Here is a 19,316-nt window from a genome sequence, read left to right as displayed (position 1 = left end):
GACTTATTCTTTTTTACGGTACGTGAGGTAGAGTTCCCGGAATCGCTGCGTACAGCGGAATCGTTTTACTTTGGCGGAGCCTTCCTGAATGCCCAGGCGGATACCGCATTCGGCCAGTGATTTTTCTTCGACGTAAAAGCACTCAATCAGCGTTCGGCAGGTGTCGGAAAGTTCGTCTTTCGCCCGTTGTAAGGCTTGTAAATCGGCTTCTACGGTTTCGTCTCCCCACCAATGGGCAGGGTCAGCCCAATCCTGACTGGACGAAGGAGTGGATTCGGTCTCATCGTCGAGAAACGGATTATCCTCTTCCAGGGACCATTCCTGGTACGAATCAGTTGGTTTCTGTCTTTTTACAAAATTGATCCAGCGATACCGGCAAATCGTAAAGGCGTAGGCGGTGACGGGCTTACCCTGAAACTGAAAGCGGCCGTCTTTAATTTTTAGCGAACATTCGATCATAGCCTCCTGAAATACATCATAGGCATCATCTTCCGAAATAGAGCTTCGTTGCAAAGCATACGGAATGAAAATTCGCGATACTTCCAGGTAAAAATCCCGCCAGGCATCGGCGTCGTTGACGCGTAGAGCCTCGATGCGTTTTTCTTCACTCCTTTTTGACGAATCCGGTAATGGGTTAATTGGAGGCATAAGAAGCGTACGTATTCATCCTAAAGTTACTCAGGTTTTACTCACGGGCTGACGGTTACGAATGAAACGCCGAACCTTATTCATCTATCCCCGGATGTAACAAAAGGTTATCAACTCTAAAAAATTATTTGTTAAGAAGCTAAAATTCAGCCTATCGCCAAGAAAGAATATAGGCTTGTGCATGTGTGATTCTAAGTAGCACCATCGATACTAAAATAAAGAAAAATTTCTTATCCAAGATCAATAAAAACAAACAGATCAGGTGCAACCGTAAAAAAGTATAGATTTTTTTACGGCGAAATGTTATCCTTTCACGATTAGTTGTGATAGATAGAGAAAATGTCAAGGCAAACGCACATTCTCTATGGCTGTATTTATCATTCACCGGGCTACTAGGGGCGAAGGGTACCAGTTCACGCTTGAATCAAGTCAGGGCGAAGCACTGTTGACGAGTGAAGTGTACAAAGATTTCGAAAGTTGTTGGCATGATGTTGAGCCCATCCGTATTTATGCCCCGCTAGAGAGCCGCTACGAACGCGTGAATCGGCTCCATGAATATACATTTTGGCTAAAAGCGGCCAATCAAAAGCTTATTGCCCGCAGTGCCCGCAAGTACGCGTCGGCTGCGAGTCGGGATCACGCCATTGAACGTACGAAGTGGGAAGCTCCGCTAGCGAACGTTCGGATCGAAAAATAAAGCCCAACCACCTCGAAAATATTTGCCTTCAACCTTTTTCAGTACCCAGTAAAAAAGAAGGGGATGGATTTAACAAAATCCATCCCCTTTCTGTGTATAAAACTGAATCCGTCAGGACTAAAGTAAAAGTGAATCAATCCGGTGGGCGTGTACCATTTCTTCCGCTGGTGACCAGACAAATACCGTAAAACGGCCATCCTGAGAGGCCACCAGAGCTACCGCGTCGCGTTGATCATAGACAAACTGAGCCGCTGACAAATGCCGCGTACCACCGGTCTGCGTGGAATGAACCATGGTAGTGGTCTGATCGATGATAGGTTCCGATACGAGAATCTGTTCTACGCGGGCGCTCGTTTCTGAGCGACCAATTTTTGCTCCAAAACCCAGTAGATCATACTGATCGTTGATGATGGTCGCTCCGTCCACCGCCGTTAAGCCAGCCATGCTTTCGATGGACAAATCCAACGATTTCTGCCAGCTATACTGCGTTGTTTCGTAGAGATTGTGTCGCATTAGATCCGCCAATTGCGAATGCGGAGGAACAATGGGGTAAGTCATGGGCTGGATGATGGATTCCCGCCAGGCTTCTGAGCCCGAAGGCACTACCAGTAGGGAACCTCCCCGGCCATGAGCCCGCATCGATACGGCCAGTTGTACGAGTACATTTTTGCCCTGCGAAGCCTGAAAACCCGGCATACACGTGAGCGAAGCCAGATAATCGGGGAGGTCCGTGAGGCTGTTATCGACAATTTTTACCTGATCGCCCTTCAGAATGGCTACGTTCACAAACTTTCCGTATCCGGCCAGGCGGCGGTGTTTCACTACCAGCAGACCCGGTTCAATCACTTCCAGTACAAAGCAGTTACCGGGAATCTCCCGGGTCGTACCCCAGACAAATAGTTCATCGTTTTCGTAGCCAATACCCAGGTGAATACCGGGTCGCTCGACGGCCGGAGCCAGTTTGGTAAGTACTGCTGGCGTCAGGGGCAGACGGTGTTCGAATACAAGGGGCTGATCCGCCTGTTCAATTGAAATGTAAGCCAGTGAAATTTTGGGTGAATACCCTTCTTCATGCCGTAAGCTGGCCCAAAACGCTGCATCAATCATGGCTTCGATGACGCGAGCCGGAGGGTTCGGAGCCAGCGGCTGGCACTTGGCCTTGCAGGTAGAGGTGAGTTGCTGGGCAAAATGGGTTTCTATCGTTGCCGCCACTAGTCGGGCTGCCTGGTAGGTTGGTTCCAGGATCATACGGTTCGCGGAAAAACGTTCGGAATAGGGAATAGAGCGTTGCACGATAGTGATTAATAAGGGTCAAAGTAAGGAGTTGTGGCTATAACCGCAAAGTGTCCTGTATCGTTCGTGCTCGGGGAATTGGATACGCTTTTTGCAGCGATCACGGCCTGCTCCTATACTCACAAAAACTTCCCTTTTGAGCTTATGGTGAGGAATTTAGAGTGAATTAACATGGAACCGAAGTTTTAAACGATAGAATTTGTTTAATGTTAGAAATTTAAGGTAAATTAGCATGATTCACCCCTGAGTTTTACCTAATATGAAAGCTTTCTGGAGTTTACTCCTGCTTTTGCTGACAGGTACCCTTGCCCTGTCGCAAGAGATTCCCATCCGTTTCTCCCATCTTACCACCGATCAGGGGCTTTCGGAAAACAATGTACAATGCATCTGGCAGGATAGTCAGGGTTTTGTGTGGATGGGTACGTACGATGGTCTGAACAAGTACGATGGGCAACATATGACCACGTACCGCAATGAACCGCAGAATCCGAATAGTTTAAGTGGTAATAATGTCCGCTGTGTGTACGAAGATCACCGGCATCAACTGTGGATCGGTACGCCCGATGGCCTGAATCGCTACGACCGTCAGCGTAATACCTTTGTTCGGTATACGCACCGGCCCGGTGATTCGACTTCGCTGAGCAGTAATGAAATTATGTGCGTGTACGAAGATCGTCAGCACGTGCTTTGGGTAGGTACGTACGGCGGCGGGCTCAATCGATTTGATGCTGAAACGCAGACGTTTAAAGCCTACCGTCATGATTCATTTAAGTCGCATACGCTGACGTACGATAAGGTAACGTGTCTACTCGAAGACAGCCGGGGTAGCTTTTGGGTAGGAACGCAGAAAGGTCTAAACCTATTTGACCGCAAAGGGGAGAAATTTTATTCTACACCGACGGAAATGGGTATTGACCAGCCCCTGAGTCATGAATACGTGCGGTGCATGGCCGAAGACGCGAAAGGAAATCTGTACATGGGTACGTATGGCGGGGGACTGAACGTCATCAACCCAAGCCTGAAGCAGCTCCGCGTTTATCGGCATCAGGTGGATAATCCGACTAGTATCGCGACGGATTTTCTCATGAGCATCGTCGTGGACACCCCCAACAAAATCTGGATAGGTACGGAAAACGGGGGCCTGAATCTATTCAACCCCCATACGGAAACATTCACTAGTTACCAGTTCGATTATACGAACCCCTTGAGTATTTCTAACAATACGGTCACCAGCTTACTGAAGGATCGGACCAACAATATCTGGGCAGGCGTTCAGCGGGGGGGCGTCAATCTATTTAATCTGAATTCCAGCCTCTTCGATTTTTATTATCAAACCTCCTCCAAGAATAGTTTAAGTCATAACGAAGTAAAAGCCTTTTGTGAAGATCATGAAGGCATTATTTGGCTGGGCCTCGATGGGGAAGGCGGGCTGAATCGTTTCGATCCCAAAACCCGAACGTTTACGCATTACCGGCATAGCGATCAGGATGAGAATAGTCTGAGCAGTAATTCCGTACTCAGCATTCTGGAAGATCGGCAGGGCAACCTCTGGGTCGGAACCTGGGCTGGCCTTAATCTGCTTGATCGCTCTACGGGTAAATTCAAACGGTATACGCACGAAGATAAAAATCCCAATTCCCTGAGTTCGGATCACATCTGGAAACTTTTCGAGGATCATGAGGGAACCTTATGGATCGGTACTTTTTTCGGTGGACTCAACCGCATGGACCCGCAAACCCGTCAGTTTTCCAGATTGATAAGCGACGAGTACCAGCATAAATTTTACGGTGAGAACATCACGGATATTACCGAAGACCAATCGGGAAACCTCTGGGTTGGTACGACGCAGGATGGACTCAACCGGTACCACTTAGGGACCCGAAAGCTTACGCATTTCGTTCAGTACAACGGCAGCATAAACAGGCAGAATAATCACTACATCAAGGCCCTGTACGTGGATCGTAAAAACCGCGTCTGGCTGGGGCAGAAGAAACTGAGTCAGTATGATCCCAAAACTCAGACTTTCGTGACCGTACCTTTATCGGCCTTGGAAGGCATTCAATCCATTGAAGAAGATACCCAGGGCAATTTGTGGTTAGGGACCTTACAGGGGCTGGTGAAGTTCAATCCCGAAACACGTACGATGCAGCAGTTTACCAAAGCGGATGGCCTGCTTAGTAATGATTTCATACAAAATGCCCACATTCGTACTCGCAACGGCACGTTGTATTTCGGTAGCAACAAGGGTTTTGTAACTTTCAACCCCAGTCACATTACCAGCAACCGTTTTGTGCCGCAGGTGTACATCACGGGCTTTTCCTTGTTTAATAAACCCGTTGCGGTAGGGCAGAAAAACTCTCCCTTGAAAACGGCTATTACGGAAGCGAAAGAAATCCGCTTATCACCCGATCAATCCACCTTTTCGTTTGACTTTGTAGCCATCAATTACACGGCATCGCACAAAAATCAGTACGCCTATAAGCTGGAAGGTTACGACTCGGATTGGAATGTTGTGGGTAATGATCACACCGCAACGTATACCAACCTGGATCCGGGAACCTATACCTTTCGCGTAAAAGCTTCAAATAATCACGGGCTCTGGAATGAGAAAGGGGCACAAATCAAGGTCATTGTTATGCCCGCGTATTACCAAACCTGGTGGTTTCGGGTATTGGTCGCTTTTTTCTCCATTCTGATTTTGTACGGCATTTACCTGTGGCGGACCCGACGCATGCAGATCCAGCGTAAGAGGCTGGAGGAGCAGGTCCTTGAGCAAACCCAAGCCCTGCGGCAGGCCCATGTGGAAGTCATGGTTCAGAAGGAAGAACTCCAAAGTCTGGCCGCCGATCTGCAGGTAGTCAATGAAGAACTACGCGAGCAGAAAGAACAGGAAGCGGAAGCTCGTCAGCAGGCAGAAAAAGCTAATCAGGCGAAAAGTATTTTTTTGGCGACCATGAGTCACGAAATCCGTACGCCGCTGAATGGTGTCCTGGGCATGACGACGTTATTGCAGGAAACTTCCTTAACAACTGAACAAAAGGATTACGCTGAAACCATTCGGCAGTGCGGCCATAACCTGTTAGGAGTTATCAACGATATTCTGGACTTTTCGAAAATAGAATCCGGCAGTCTCGAAATTGAACACGAAGAAGTAGACTTACGGCAGTGTATCGAGGAAACGCTGGACATCTTTGCCAACAAAGCGTCCTCGATAGGCTTGGATTTAATTTATCAGATGGATTACGACGTACCGCCCTTCATCAAAAGTGACAGTTTGCGGCTGCGGCAAGTATTGACTAATCTGGTAAGTAATGCCATTAAATTCACGCCAGCCGGAGAAATTTTTGTCCGGGTCATGCGGCTACCTACCCCCGAGCCGGATACGTTATTGCTGCAGTTCAAAGTAGTAGATACGGGCATTGGTATTCCGGCCGATAAAATGTCCCGGCTATTTAAGTCCTTTTCGCAGGTCGATTCTTCAACCACCCGTAAATACGGGGGGACGGGTTTAGGACTCGCCATCAGTAAACGGTTGGTAGAGCTCATGGGTGGAGAAATCAGCGTAAGCAGTACCGAAGGCCAGGGCACGACGTTTACGTTTACCATCCGTACCGAAGTCAGCACTACCTCCCGTCGACAATACGTCGTGCTCAATACGAACGATTACGAAGACAAAAAGATACTGATTGTAGATGATAATCAGACGAATCTGCTCATTCTGAGATCGCAACTGGAACAATGGAGGCTGATTCCCGTACTGGCTAACTCCGCGGAAGAAGGCTTGAAAGCTCTGCGACGGGAAGGCCCGTTTGAACTCGTGATTACGGATATGCACATGCCTACTGGAAACGGGGTAGAGCTGGCTCGGTTGATTAAGCAGGTACACCCGACCCTGCCCATCATTTTGCTAAGTTCGGTGGGAGACGAAACCCGTCATTCGTACGCTGAATTGTTTGAAACGATCCTGACCAAGCCCGTCAAGCAAAATCAGTTGTATCAGGCCATTCAACAGCAACTCAAGCGATTAACCCCGGCTCCGGCCCCGGTGGAGACTACACCACAGCTGCTCGACCAGATGTTTGCCGCCGAATATCCTTTGCAAATACTTGTGGCTGAAGACAATCTCTTTAATCAAAAAGTAATTCTGCAAACCCTGCGAAAGCTTGGTTACGAAATTACTTTAGCAGGAAATGGTCGGGAAGTACTAGCCTGGCTGGAGAAGTCAAGTTTCGATGTGATTCTGATGGATGTACAAATGCCGGAAATGGACGGCTTGGAAGCTACCCGAATGATCCGGTCGAGACCCTGGTTACAGCCCATCATCATTGCCATGACGGCTAACGCTTTACAGGGCGACCGTGATACCTGTTTACAGGCGGGCATGAATGATTACCTTTCTAAACCCCTGCAAGTCAATGAGCTAAAAACCTGTTTGGCCCGGGCCTCTTCGCTGAAAACGCCCCTCGTCTAATCAGCAGGGCACGTCAACGACGGATTGTAAACGAATCCAGAGCGCTTAGGACTGCTAACCGCAAAGAGCCGTAGGCTCGATCCCTTTCTTAAGGTTGGGTGTCAACCTAAGCTATACAAAGCGACAAGCCGAAAGTGTTCACTTTCGGCTTGTCGCTTTGTATTTTTAAAAGGCTTTACTTACCAGCTAACCATTTCCAGCTTACCCGAGCCGTGATTCAGCACGTAGTATTTGTTGGTACCTTTATTTTCAATGTCGGTTGGCATCGAAAAGCCCGTAACCACAGCCTTGCCCTCTTCACTCAGCAGGTTCCCGGAATTGGGTACAAAACCGGGGGTAGGAGCAAACGCAAATCGGGCCAGTTGAACAACTACGGGTTTATTGGCTCCCGAGAGCGTAATATCGGTCAGGGTAGTAAAGCCGGTTTTGTAGTCGCTTACGTTACCCGCCAGATCGATCTGGAAAATCTTCGATGTACCGTCAATAAAAGGACCACCACTCAACGCAGTTACCAGGAATTTCTGTCCATCGAATACGATGCCCGTTGGTACGGCTTCGGCCGTGGGCGTAACTTTTGGAATCTTCGCAAACAGACTGATCTTACCCGTACCTTTCTCACGTTTCAGCACAATGTTTGTACCCGCGTCGGTGATGTATAGATCTCCGTTGGGGCCGGCCGTCAGGTTATACACATTGGAATTCAACGGCGTCACCAGTTTCAGACTATCCACAATAGGCCGTACAAACTGGCGGGTAATGGAGCTGGCCGCCAGCGGCTGGTTCGGATTCAGCGAAGAAGTCTTCACGCTGTAAATCATTCCTTCAATGCCGTGGAGAATGTAGAGGGAATCGCCGTGGAAGTACAAGTGACCAATGCCTTCGATGGTGCCTTCAGCGGCTACCGATTGCATCCCCGTAACCACGGGCATGGCTTGACCATTCATAATCATGGAAACCCGGGCATCCTGGTTACCCGTACCCGCTTCCGTTACGAAAATCTGATCCTGAGCGTTAAAGGCCAGTCCAATGGGACTTTTCAGATTTTCAATTACCGTTTGGCGAATGACTTCGCCGGGATTGGGTACTTCGTGATCGGTACAGCTGAGTAGCCCTACCAAAAGAGCAGACGAGAGGAGGGAAAGGGTACGCTTCATGAAGAAAAGGTTTGAGAGTGGAGAGATGGGCCTTTGGCAGAAGGCAGGTTGAAAAGACTCCCGAAGATAGGTCGGCAGACGGAAGCTTCGGCAAGATAAGTAACTGAAATGAAGAATGTTAGCAGTGAACTGCGAAATTTTGATAGTGAACGGGAAAGTCCGTTGAAAAGCGTACGTACTTCCCAACGGACTTGAGTATATGAATACGTTTAATTGAAACTGAGTAAGCTGAGCAAATCCTGCCGGGTAAGTGACTTCAGCAGCGACTGATCCGTACGAATCAGGTCACTGGCCAGTTCCTGTTTGGATTCCTGCAGTTGCTGCATTTTTTCTTCGATGGTATGCGGACAAATCAGCCGAACGGCTACTACTTTTTTCGTTTGCCCGAGGCGGTAGCTCCGGTCAATGGCCTGATTTTCCACGGCCGGATTCCACCAGGGGTCGACCAGATAAACGTAATCGGCTTCGGTCAGATTGAGTCCCGTACCACCAGCCTTCAAGCTGATGAGAAAGACCCGCACACTGGCATCGGTCTGAAAACGCTGTACGCGGGCCGCCCGGTTTTTCGTTTGGCCGGTAAGGTATTCGAAAGCAATGCCGCGAAACTCCAGTTCGCTTTTAATGAGATCGAGCATACCGACAAACTGCGAGAATACCAGAATCTTGTGCTGAGGAGCCCGGGTTTCAATTTCTTCCAGCAACACCTCAATTTTCGCCGAAGCCCCGCTGTAAAAAGTCTCATCGTTAAGCAGGGCGGGGGAGTTGCACAACTGCCGAAGTTTGGTGAGTCCCTGTAAAATGTGCAGCGACTCCCGCGGAATATCCCCTTCTTTTCTGGTCGTCAGGAAGTTGCGAAACTCCTGTTCGTAGGCGTGGTAGACCCGACGTTGCTCGGTGCCCATTTCGCAGTACAGTACCATTTCGGTTTTGTCAGGTAGCTCGGACGCCACCTGGGCTTTGGTACGTCGTAGAATAAACGGACTTACTTTTTTCTGAAGCTCCTGGGCCCGCTGCCGATCCTGAAACCGGTCGATGGGCGTGGAATAATACGTCTTGAAGGATTGCTTGGAACCTAACAGCCCCGGACACGCGAACGAAAGCTGCCCGTACAGATCAAAAGTATTGTTTTCCAGCGGTGTACCCGTCAGCACGATCCGATTCCGGGATTGCAACAGGCATACGGCTTGATACCGCTGTGATTCCGGATTTTTGATGGCCTGCGATTCGTCCAGAAATACGTAATTGAAGGCGTAGCTTTTTAATTGATGAATATCCGAAATCAGGGTTCCGTACGAAGTGAGGATGATTTCATACGCATCGAACGTTTGCGGATCACTCACCCGACCCGAGCCGTGCAGCGTAAGCACCCGAATGGAAGGAGCGAATTTGGCTACTTCGGCCTGCCAGTTAAATAGCAGCGAGGTGGGTACGACAATAAGATTCGTATTTCGCTGAACTTTCGCACGTTGGGACAGAATAAAAGCAATGATCTGGATGGTTTTTCCCAGCCCCATATCGTCGGCCAGACAGCCGCCAAAGCCAAATTCATCCAGAAAGTTGAGCCAGTTTAAGCCCTGTTTTTGGTAGTTACGCAGATTGGTTTGCAAGCCTTCGGGCACGGGTACTGCTTCAATGGCATCAAAATTAGCCACTTTGGTTGCGTACCGGGCCCACTGTTGCCGTACCGACTCACTCAGCAGTTCTTCTTCGTACAATTCCCGGATGCTGGGTAATTGAATCGCGGGCGTACGCAGGCGGTCTTCGATCAGATCTGCTACCTGAAAATAGCGGTCAAACTTTTCCAGCCATTCGGTGGGCAAAATACCCACCGTTCCATCGCCTAGGGTCACGTACCGGCTTTTGTTTTTAACCGATTTGTGCAGGTGCTTGAGTGAAACTTTTTGGGCACCAAAGGCTACCTGAATTGAGGTTTCAAACCAATTGAGACCACTGCTGACGTGTACCGAAATTTTGGCTTTATTGCCATTCAGACGGTTATTGCCGAGCTCATTAAAACCCAGAATGGTAATACCGCGACTCTGCCAGGCTTCAAAGGCCGAGAGAAACCAGTCTTCTTCGAGAAAGCGACTTTTATGCAGGAAAAAATAGTCGCGGGGCAGCTCACCCTCTTTGGGCAATTGCTCGTAAAAATCCGGATGTTGCTGGAGTAGCAAACTGATAAAGTCGAGCTCTTCAGCGTCGTCGCGTTCGAGCGTAAAGGGAGCCCCCAGCGGATCGAGCGAATAAATTTGCCGCTTGGAAAGCACGGGTACTTCCACGGGACCGTATTTCAGCACGGGCGTCAGGGAAATAAATGAATCCTTTTCCGAAAGGTAAAGCATCCACTGGCGGGGCTGATCGAAACCACTTTCCTCAATCTGTTCGGGCGTAGCGGGTTTGAGGTACGTATACGTTACCCGAATGTGATTTTCCAGCCGAATTAGCACCTGCTGACGGAATTCCTCGAACTTGGATTCGTGGAGTAACAGCCGGTACTGATTCAATTTCAAAAAATTGAGTACCCGCAGTAAATCCGGGGAATCGATGAGGTGTAAGGTCTGATCCAGTAGAAAAAAATAATCGTACGCAATCGTAACCGTGGGTAACTCATACGGCTGGTCGTTTACCAGCAGTTGGCCCAATACCTGATAGAATGACTCCCGCTGGTGTACCGTCAGGTGTAATTGCAGGGCCGACCGCTGGATGCGTACGGGCGTCAGCCCCTGAGCGATGATTTTTTCCGAGGATTGGGAAGGATGGTAATACACTTCCAGCTCCAGCGGATTCTGGACCAGTGCTTTTAATGCTCCCAAATCAGCCAGTGCGTTTTTGGTTCGGTGCGGATTCTGAAAGCGGGTCAGAGCCGTATAGAATTTCAGTAGGTCAGTATCGTCGGTTTGCCAGACAAAATCCATGGGATTGATCGTCCGCAGGGGATTCTTGATTTTTCCCTCTTTCGTCGTGGCTGCTTCGTAGTATTCAATGAAAAAATGTTCGTAAAAACGATGCCGTCGAAACACGATAAACCGTTTCTGTGCATCGGGCTTGGGTAGGGGAGGCGTCCATTCCGCTCCCAGTTTTTCGTACTGCTGGGTCGCCTCCTCAATCGATACCAGCTCCTTTAGTTTAGGTTTTACCCGTACGGAATAATCCTGGTAGTCGAGGTCGAAGTACTCATCCAGATTCGTTTCTTTCTCCAGACCGTACTCCTGAGCCGTTCGGTAAAAACGCTCGTACCGCATCTGACGGTCGAAGAAAATCCGTAGTTCCGGTCGCTGCATGAGGTTCAGCAACACGTGTGTCTGGTGCGGACACAACGAAGTGGTGGGTAACTGGCAGGCACAGCTTAGAATCAAATCCTGATCCGTCTGCTCAACGCTCACCTGGGGGAAATACGTCAGCCGGGAAGCCGAAGTAAAGGTTCCTGAATTAACCGAAATCTCCCGCGGCTGAACGGGCGTATAGTCACGCTGGTTCGTAGGCAGTAGCTCCAGGGTATGGTGGGAAAGAAAGGTTTCCGTCAGCGTGGCAATGCTTACGCCCGGCAGGCGATACGGCGGCTTGCCAGCTTCCGGCAGTTCATAAGAATTTGGTAACATAGTGGGGTGGCCAGACTATTCTTCACGGGCGAATTCACGCCAAGATTAAGCGAAGATACGAACACTTTTTTCGACCCTCTGCCTGAGAGCCCTGACATTGACTTTTCTTCACTGTAGAAACAGATAATCAACTCATTTTACGTATGATTTTAATGTAAAAAACGGGTTATGGAATTTAAAAAATCCATAACCTGATCGCTAACGGTCCGGCTCAATCGCTTCACTTTTTTTGCAGCCTCAAATCAAACGGATTCGTTTTCTGCTCTAAAATCTTTCCTCCTATGAAACCAATTTTACCAGTCCGAAGGTACGGATGGGTGCTTCGTTGTATAGCTTTAGCCGCTTTGCTGCTGGCCGGTACAAACCTTTGGGCCTTGCCCTTGCGGGTTCAGACGATTTCCGGTAAGGTGACCGACGAAAAAGGCGAAGCCATGGCGGGTGTGAGTGTCCGCGAAAAAAATACCGTTCGGGGTACCATCACCGATGCCGCCGGACGGTATCAGCTTACCGTAACGGATGGAAATGCTGTACTGGTGTTTAGTTACGTGGGCTACCTCCCGCAGGAAGTGACCGTGGGTAAACAGAGTACCCTTGATCTGGCCTTGCAGGTGGATCCGAAAAATATGCAGGAGCTGGTCGTAGTCGGGTACGGCACGCAGAAAAAAGCGAACCTCACCGGAGCCGTATCGCAGGTAGGGGCCGAGACGCTGGAAAGCCGCCCGATTGCCAACATCAGCCAGGGTTTGCAGGGAGCTGTACCGGGTATGAACGTGACATTCGGTGACGGACGGCCCGGTTCGGCGGGAACCATCAACATTCGCGGTTACGCCTCCATCAACAGTAGTACGGGCTCGCCGCTGATTTTGATTGACGGCGTACCGGGTTCGCTCAACTCGATCAATCCCCGCGATGTCGAGAGTATTTCAGTACTGAAAGATGCGGCTTCGGCGTCGATTTACGGGGCTCGCGGAGCCTTTGGTGTCGTACTCGTTACGACGAAAAAAGCCAAAGGCGGCCGGATGTCCGTGAATTATGGCACCAACTTCGGCTTTTCTACGCCTACGGTTCGCACGGATTTCATTACGGATGGCTACACTTCGGCCAAGCTCAATGATGAAGCTTTTATTCGGGCGACGGGTAAATCCTACACGGGTTACACGGACGAAGATTACGAAGAACTTCGCAAACGTCAGACGGATCATTCCTTGCCTTCCGTGGTCGTTGACAACCGTAATGGCAAGGACATGTACATCTACTACGGTAACACGGACTGGTGGCGTACCATGTTTCGCGACTGGTCCCCTTCGATGGAACATAACCTGAGCTTTAGCGGAGGTAATGACAAAACGGACTATCTGGTATCGGGTCGGTATTATCAGAAACGGGGCGTGATGCGGGTGAATCAGGATATCTATAATGCCTATAACTTCCGGGCCAAACTCAACACAAAAGTTACCGACTGGTTTACGCTCAACACCAATACGCAGTTCAACGCCAATGATTACAGCTATCCGGGCTGGGGCGTCAACAACAACTTTGTCTCGGTAACCGTACACGCCCTGCCTTCCTACGTACCCGTGAATCCCGACGGTACGGCCACGTATCGGACCGAACTCAACAACTATACCATCGGCGACGGTATCTACGCCGATTTGTTACACGGCAAATCCAAGGGTGGTGAAAAACGCTTTGAACTGACGCAAACCATCGGCGGTACTTTGCAACTGGGCAAACACATTACGGCCGTGGGTTCCTACAGCTATACGCTTTCTAATGGCGTATTCAACGTAAACCGAAGTGCCTGGGAAAGTGGTAATACCTTCCTGCGGCGTACGCCCGCTCCCTGGTCGATCTTCCCCGGTGTGATGAGTACGGTGGGCTACGATCAGCTGTCGGAAACGTCCAACCTGTCGCAGTACCACGTCGTGAATGCCTATGCTACCTACGACAACACCTTTGGCGACCACGCCTTTAAGGCTATGGTGGGGTACAACCAGGAACTGTACCAGCAGAAAAGTCTGTCGGGCAACCGGAAAGACCTACTGTCTCAGGATCTCAATGACGTGAACCTCGGTTCGGGGGCTCAGGAAATCAACGGTGGTCAAACCGAATGGGCCCTGCTCGGCTACTTTACCCGGATCAACTACGACTATCGCGGCAAGTACCTGCTTGAATTGAACGGTCGCTACGATGGTACGTCCCGATTCCGACCCAGTGATCGCTTTGGATTTTTCCCTTCTGTATCAGCGGGATGGCGGGTGAGTGAGGAAAGCTTCTTCGAGCCGATTAAGTCCTTCGCCAATGAATTCAAAATCAGAGCGTCGTATGGTTCACTGGGTAATCAGCAAGTGGCCAACTACGCCTATCTTTCGACGATGAGTCGCGGTACTTCTTCGTATCTAATGAACGGACAGAAACTGGAGTACCTGTCATCCCCGGCACCGATTTCCTCCAGTCTGACTTGGGAGAAAGCCACTTCCGCCGACGTTGGCGTAGACGTAGCCCTGCTTCGCAACAAGCTGAACGTTTCCTACGACTGGTACCGCCGGGCCACAACCCGGATGTTGACCAAGGGTCGGACGCTGCCCACGGTATTCGGAGCCACCGAGCCCCGCGAAAACGCCGCCGATTTATTAACCAAAGGGTTTGAGCTGTCGGTAAATTGGAAAGATCGCTTTATTGTCGGTGGAAAGCCGTTTTCCTACAACGTGGGCGTAGTACTATCAGATTACAAAGCTGAAATCACCCGTTTCGATAACCCCACTCAATTACTTAATAGCAATTACGTAGGCCAGCAACTGGGTGAAATCTGGGGTTATACCATCGACGGTATGTTTGGGAGTGATGAAGAAGCTGCCGCCTGGCAGGCCGCTATTCCGTTGGGTAACTCGGTGGTACACAAGCAAATTTCGAGTGCTCCCGGTGAGTGGGGCAAGCTGCGGGCCGGTGACTTACGATACGTAGATATCAACGGCGATGGGAAGATTAATGTCGGGGACAACACCGTAGCTAACCACGGTGACCTCCAACGCATCGGGAACTCACTTCCCCGGTATTCATTCGGCGTAAACCTGGGAGCGAACTGGGGTAATTGCGACCTATCTGCTTTTTTCCAGGGGATTGGTCGTCAGAACTGGTATCCGGGCAGTAACGCGGATAAATTCTGGGGACCGTATTCGCGGCCGTACTATTCGTTCATTCCCAAAGATTTTGAATCGCAGATCTGGACGCCCGAAAACACGAAGGCTTATCTGCCCGTACTCCGGGGTTACACCGCCCTGAACGGCGGGGGCGATTTACAGGCCGTCAACAACCGCTATCTGCAAAACCTGGCCTACGTACGCCTCAAGAACTTAACGCTGGGTTATTCTCTGCCCTCCCCGCTGCTGCAACGCATCAAAATGGCCCGTTGCCGCATTTACGTGAGTGGTGAAAATATGTTTACCCTAACCCAATTGAAAACATCCTACATCGATCCGGAGATGGCTGCCGCCGAGACCAACGGTCGCGTGTATCCCTTCAGCAAAGTGTATTCATTCGGTTTGGACATCTCTTTTTAATTGGCTCTATTCATGAAAAGACTTATTCCTGTATTCGCTCTGGTTCTGATGGGACTGGTAGGCTGTAAAGGTTTTCTGGACCGGGAACCGCTGTCAGAGATCGCTCCTGAGCAGTTTTTTACCAGCGAAAGCGATTTACGACTGTATACCAATTCGTTCTACAACGTGATTCCCTCGGCGGAAGACATCTACAACGAAGACATTGACAACATCGTTAAAACCACGTTGCCCGATGCCGTGACGGGTCGCCGTACGGTGCCGACTTCCGGTGGGGGCTGGGATTGGGGCGAGCTGCGGAAGATTAATTACTTCCTGGAAAACTACAATCGTCAGGGACTGAGTTCGGCGACGACCAACAAGTACGTCGGACTGGCCAAGTTTTTCCGGGCCTGGTTTTACTTCAATAAAGTGGTCCGCTTTGGGGATGTGCCCTGGTACAACAAGGTCATTAATACGACCGACGAAGCGTACCTGACGCAGGCCCGCGATCCCCGGACGATGGTCATGGATTCAGTACTGGCGGACATCAACGATGCTGTGGCCCGACTGGCTACGACCAAATCCACCGAGGAGGTTACTAAATGGACGGCTTTAGCCCTGAAATCCCGGATTTGTTTGTTTGAAGGAACCTTCCGAAAGTACCACACGGAATTCAACCTGCCCAATGCCGACAAATTTCTGAACGAAGCTGTAACGGCTTCCGAAGAACTGATGACAAAAAGCGGCTATCAGATCTATTCAACCAGCCCGGATCTTGCGTATCGTGATTTGTTTGCTTCGCTGAAAGCCAGTCCCGAGGAAGTGATTCTGGCTCGGAAGTTCAGTAGTGATTTGCAGGTTTTTCACAATGTCAACTACTACACCATTACGGCTTCATACGGAAAACCCGGTCTGGAAAAACGGCTCGTGAACAGTTACCTGATGAAAGATGGCAGCCGGTTTACCGATAAACCCAATTACAACACCCTGCCATTTTACGAAGAGGTTCAGAACCGCGACCCCCGTCTGGCACAAACCATCCGCACGCCCGGTTATACCCGGATCGGCAATACGAACAAGCTCGTACCGGACTTTGGAGCGACCGTAACGGGCTATCAACTGACCAAATTTGTGACGGCCGAAACCGAGGATTCGTACAACAAGTCGCTCAATGATATGCCCGTGTTCCGCTACGCCGAAGTGCTGCTCAATTACGCCGAAGCGAAAGCGGAACTGGGAACTTTGTCGCAGAGTGATTTGGATAAATCGATTCAGCTCATTCGCCAACGCGTCGCCATGCCCGCCCTGGAACTGGCCAAAGCCAACGCCGATGTAGATCCTTACCTGGCGGCTCAGTACACCCACGTAAGCGAAGCGAACCGTGGGGTCATTCTGGAAATTCGCCGCGAACGCCGAATTGAGTTAGTGATGGAATCCTACCGCTGGAACGATTTGATGCGTTGGAAAGAAGGTCATCTGGTAGCTGATCAGTTTAAAGGCATGTATTTCCCGGGACTGGGTAAGTACGATTTGGACAACAACGGTACGACCGACGTGGTCATTTATGAAGGAACCAAACCCACGGAAAAGGGACCGCAGTACCTGAAACTGGGTTCGGAAGTGGTGCTGGAAGGGGGCAAGAATGGAGGATTGGTACTGATTAATTCCAACCAGACCAAGTCATTCAACGAAAACCGGGATTACCTCTATCCCATCCCCATTCAGGAACGCCTGCTCAATAAAAACCTGACACAGAATCCCGGCTGGCAGGACGGTCTCTAGCGATTCTTCAAAAAGTAGTACATTCACAACAGGTGTTTAAGGTCCACTGACTCAAACACCTGTTTTTATCTCGAAACCTATGAAACTTGCTATTGATTCCCGCCGAAAATTTCTTCAGCAGGCATTGGCCCTGGGGGTTACAAGCTCGATCTCCGCTACCAAAGCTACGGATGCTCCCCGCCTGGCTTGCGAACCGTATTTGCAGGATCCAAAACCAGACGCCATGACCATCCAATGGATTTGCGAACGACCGTCATACAGTTGGGTGGAGTTTGGTACGACTCAACAATTAGGACAGAAAGCCCACCGCGTGACCCACGGGCTGGTGGATTCCTACAACCGAATTAACCAGATTACCCTTCAGGATTTACGGGCTGGTACTACTTACTATTACCGGGTCTTTTCCCGCGAGATTAGGGAATTCAAACCTTATCAATTAACCTACGGCGATACGGCTCAGAGCAAACTGTACCAATTTACAACGCCGGCTCAACAACCTACCCAGGTACGGGCTCTGATTTTGAATGACATTCACGACCGGCCCGAGTCTTTTGCCCAGTTATTAAAGCTCGATACACAATCAGGCCGTGATTTTGTGTTTTTGAACGGTGATATTTTTGATTACCAAACGGATGAACAGCAAGTCATTGATCACTTGCTGAAACCCGCCACGGAGCAATTTGCCAGTCAGACACCTTTTTACTACGTGCGGGGGAATCACGAAACGCGGGGCAAATTCCGCCGCGAGTGGTTCGACTACTTCCGTAATCCGGAAGGAAAACCGTACTTTGACTGGACCTGGGGGCCGGTGCATTTCATCGCTCTGGATACCGGGGAAGACAAACCCGACGCTGAACCCGTATACGCCGGGCTGGTCGATTTTGATGCGTACCGAGAGGAACAGGCTCGCTGGCTGGAGCGGGTGATGCAGGGACCTGCGTTCAAAATGGCGGTTTTTCGGGTCGTACTAATGCATATTCCGCCGCAGTACTCGGGCGACTGGCACGGGGCCACACACGTCAAACAATTGTTTTCGCCTCTGTTTGATCGGTACAAAATCGATGTCACCATCAGTGGACATACGCATACGTACGGGGTGCACTTACCCGTGAAAGGGCAGCATTCGTATCCGGTAGTGATTGGAGGAGGTCCGAAAGTGGGCAACCGTACCCTAATCCAGCTCGAAGCCGATGCGAAAAACCTGGCTATTCGCCTGATTCGTGACGATGGGCAGGAAGTGGGAACGTATACCAAAACCGCTACTAAAAAATAAAACCTTAGTACCGACGGCGTAGTGGTTTTTTTCGTCAACGAATACTGCCTAATGAAGTGAACCGATTCTTCAGAAGTCTTTAGAAGCGGACGTATCGACTCAACCGTTATTTGAACTTTGCTTTTAAAAGGAGTAGACGGGGTTTTGAAAAAGGTTTAAGGATAATTTTTTAAGCAAAATCGAAATAAAGTAAGAACTTTTTGGGATATTTTGCTTTTCTAGTGATCGTCACTCAATTGTCCGCCATGATTCAACCCGCTATTCCGATTAATGAATCCGCTCGCTTAGCAGCACTGGAGGAATATAAAATTATGGATTCCCTACCCGAAATGGCTTACGACGCCATTACGCGGCTGGCATCCCAGATATGCGGTACTCCTATCAGTATGATTTCACTCATTGACCGCACCCGGCACTGGGTAAAATCAAGAAAAGGAATTGATGCGAATGAAATTCCGCGTGAATTGTCCTTTTGTTCGCACGTGATCCTGGAACCAGAAATACCCTTGATAGTGCCCGACATGCGGCAGGACGAACGGTTTCATGATAATCCTTTCACCATCGGTCAGCCGGGGGTGATTTTTTACGCGGGGATTCCGCTGGTCAATCCGGAAGGGTATCCCCTGGGCTCTTTGTGCATTATTGACGAAAAGCCCAAGCAACTCAGCGAAGATCAGCTGCAGGCCCTCAAAGACCTATCCTATCAGGTAGTCATGCTGCTCGAACTTCGCCGCAAACACTTTCAGGCCGAACGGGCCCGGGCCGAAGCCGAAGACGCCCGTCAGGCCAAAGCCCGTTTCCTCTCCACCATGAGCCACGAAATCCGTAATGCCCTCAGCCCCATCATCGGCTCAGTGGGT

The 19,316-nt window shown here is 49.9% G+C and carries 10 protein-coding genes; 6 read left to right on the top strand and 4 right to left on the bottom strand.

Features of this window, described 5'->3' with window-relative positions; translation table 11 throughout:
- Window positions 1-3 precede the first annotated feature (3 nt).
- Entirely contained in the window at window positions 4-648 is a 645-nt protein-coding gene (locus C5O19_RS18795; protein ID WP_104714936.1) for an RNA polymerase sigma factor, read from the bottom strand.
- Between the two features lie 364 nt (window positions 649-1,012).
- Between C5O19_RS18795 and C5O19_RS18790 the strand changes: the two genes are divergently transcribed.
- Entirely contained in the window at window positions 1,013-1,345 is a 333-nt protein-coding gene (locus C5O19_RS18790; protein ID WP_104714935.1) for a DUF1508 domain-containing protein, read from the top strand.
- 117 nt (window positions 1,346-1,462) lie between these two features.
- Here C5O19_RS18790 and C5O19_RS18785 read toward each other — a convergent pair whose 3' ends face one another.
- Window positions 1,463-2,593: a putative sensor domain DACNV-containing protein gene (locus C5O19_RS18785; RefSeq protein WP_104714934.1), complete on the bottom strand. Its 1,131-nt coding sequence runs from the start codon at window positions 2,591-2,593 to the stop codon at window positions 1,463-1,465.
- A gap of 304 nt (window positions 2,594-2,897) precedes the next feature.
- Here C5O19_RS18785 and C5O19_RS18780 point away from each other — a divergent pair, with 304 nt between their 5' ends.
- A complete protein-coding gene (locus C5O19_RS18780) occupies window positions 2,898-7,109 on the top strand; it encodes a hybrid sensor histidine kinase/response regulator (protein ID WP_104714933.1) in 4,212 nt (1,403 codons plus the stop codon).
- A 179-nt stretch (window positions 7,110-7,288) separates the two neighbouring features.
- On the opposite strand, the gene C5O19_RS18775 is transcribed toward C5O19_RS18780, so the two are convergent.
- Together C5O19_RS18775 and C5O19_RS18770 are read right to left on the bottom strand one after the other, a co-directional pair.
- Window positions 7,289-8,263: a ScyD/ScyE family protein gene (locus tag C5O19_RS18775; RefSeq protein WP_104714932.1), complete on the bottom strand. Its 975-nt coding sequence runs from the start codon at window positions 8,261-8,263 to the stop codon at window positions 7,289-7,291.
- Between the two features lie 209 nt (window positions 8,264-8,472).
- Window positions 8,473-11,862, bottom strand: coding sequence for a DEAD/DEAH box helicase (locus C5O19_RS18770; protein ID WP_104714931.1), 3,390 nt, complete (start codon window positions 11,860-11,862; stop codon window positions 8,473-8,475).
- A 281-nt stretch (window positions 11,863-12,143) separates the two neighbouring features.
- Here C5O19_RS18770 and C5O19_RS18765 point away from each other — a divergent pair, with 281 nt between their 5' ends.
- The 4 genes from C5O19_RS18765 to C5O19_RS18750 all read left to right on the top strand — a co-directional run.
- The gene (locus C5O19_RS18765; protein WP_104714930.1) at window positions 12,144-15,422 is read left to right on the top strand and encodes a SusC/RagA family TonB-linked outer membrane protein; all 3,279 of its coding nucleotides are present in this window, start codon (window positions 12,144-12,146) and stop codon (window positions 15,420-15,422) included.
- 12 nt (window positions 15,423-15,434) lie between these two features.
- On the top strand, window positions 15,435-17,183 hold the full coding sequence (locus C5O19_RS18760) for a RagB/SusD family nutrient uptake outer membrane protein (protein WP_104715179.1): 1,749 nt from the start codon (window positions 15,435-15,437) through the stop codon (window positions 17,181-17,183).
- Window positions 17,184-17,262: 79 nt separating this feature from the next.
- The gene (locus C5O19_RS18755) at window positions 17,263-18,456 is read left to right on the top strand and encodes an FN3 domain-containing metallophosphoesterase family protein (RefSeq protein WP_104714929.1); all 1,194 of its coding nucleotides are present in this window, start codon (window positions 17,263-17,265) and stop codon (window positions 18,454-18,456) included.
- Between the two features lie 200 nt (window positions 18,457-18,656).
- On the top strand, window positions 18,657-19,316 hold a 660-nt coding region (locus tag C5O19_RS18750), incomplete at its 3' end, for a GAF domain-containing protein (protein WP_243406445.1).

Source organism: Siphonobacter curvatus (assembly GCF_002943425.1).
Classification (GTDB): Bacteria; Bacteroidota; Bacteroidia; order Cytophagales; family Spirosomataceae; genus Siphonobacter; species Siphonobacter curvatus.
Note: the sequence above shows the minus strand (reverse complement) of the source record. Positions and strands in the feature narration are given on the sequence as shown.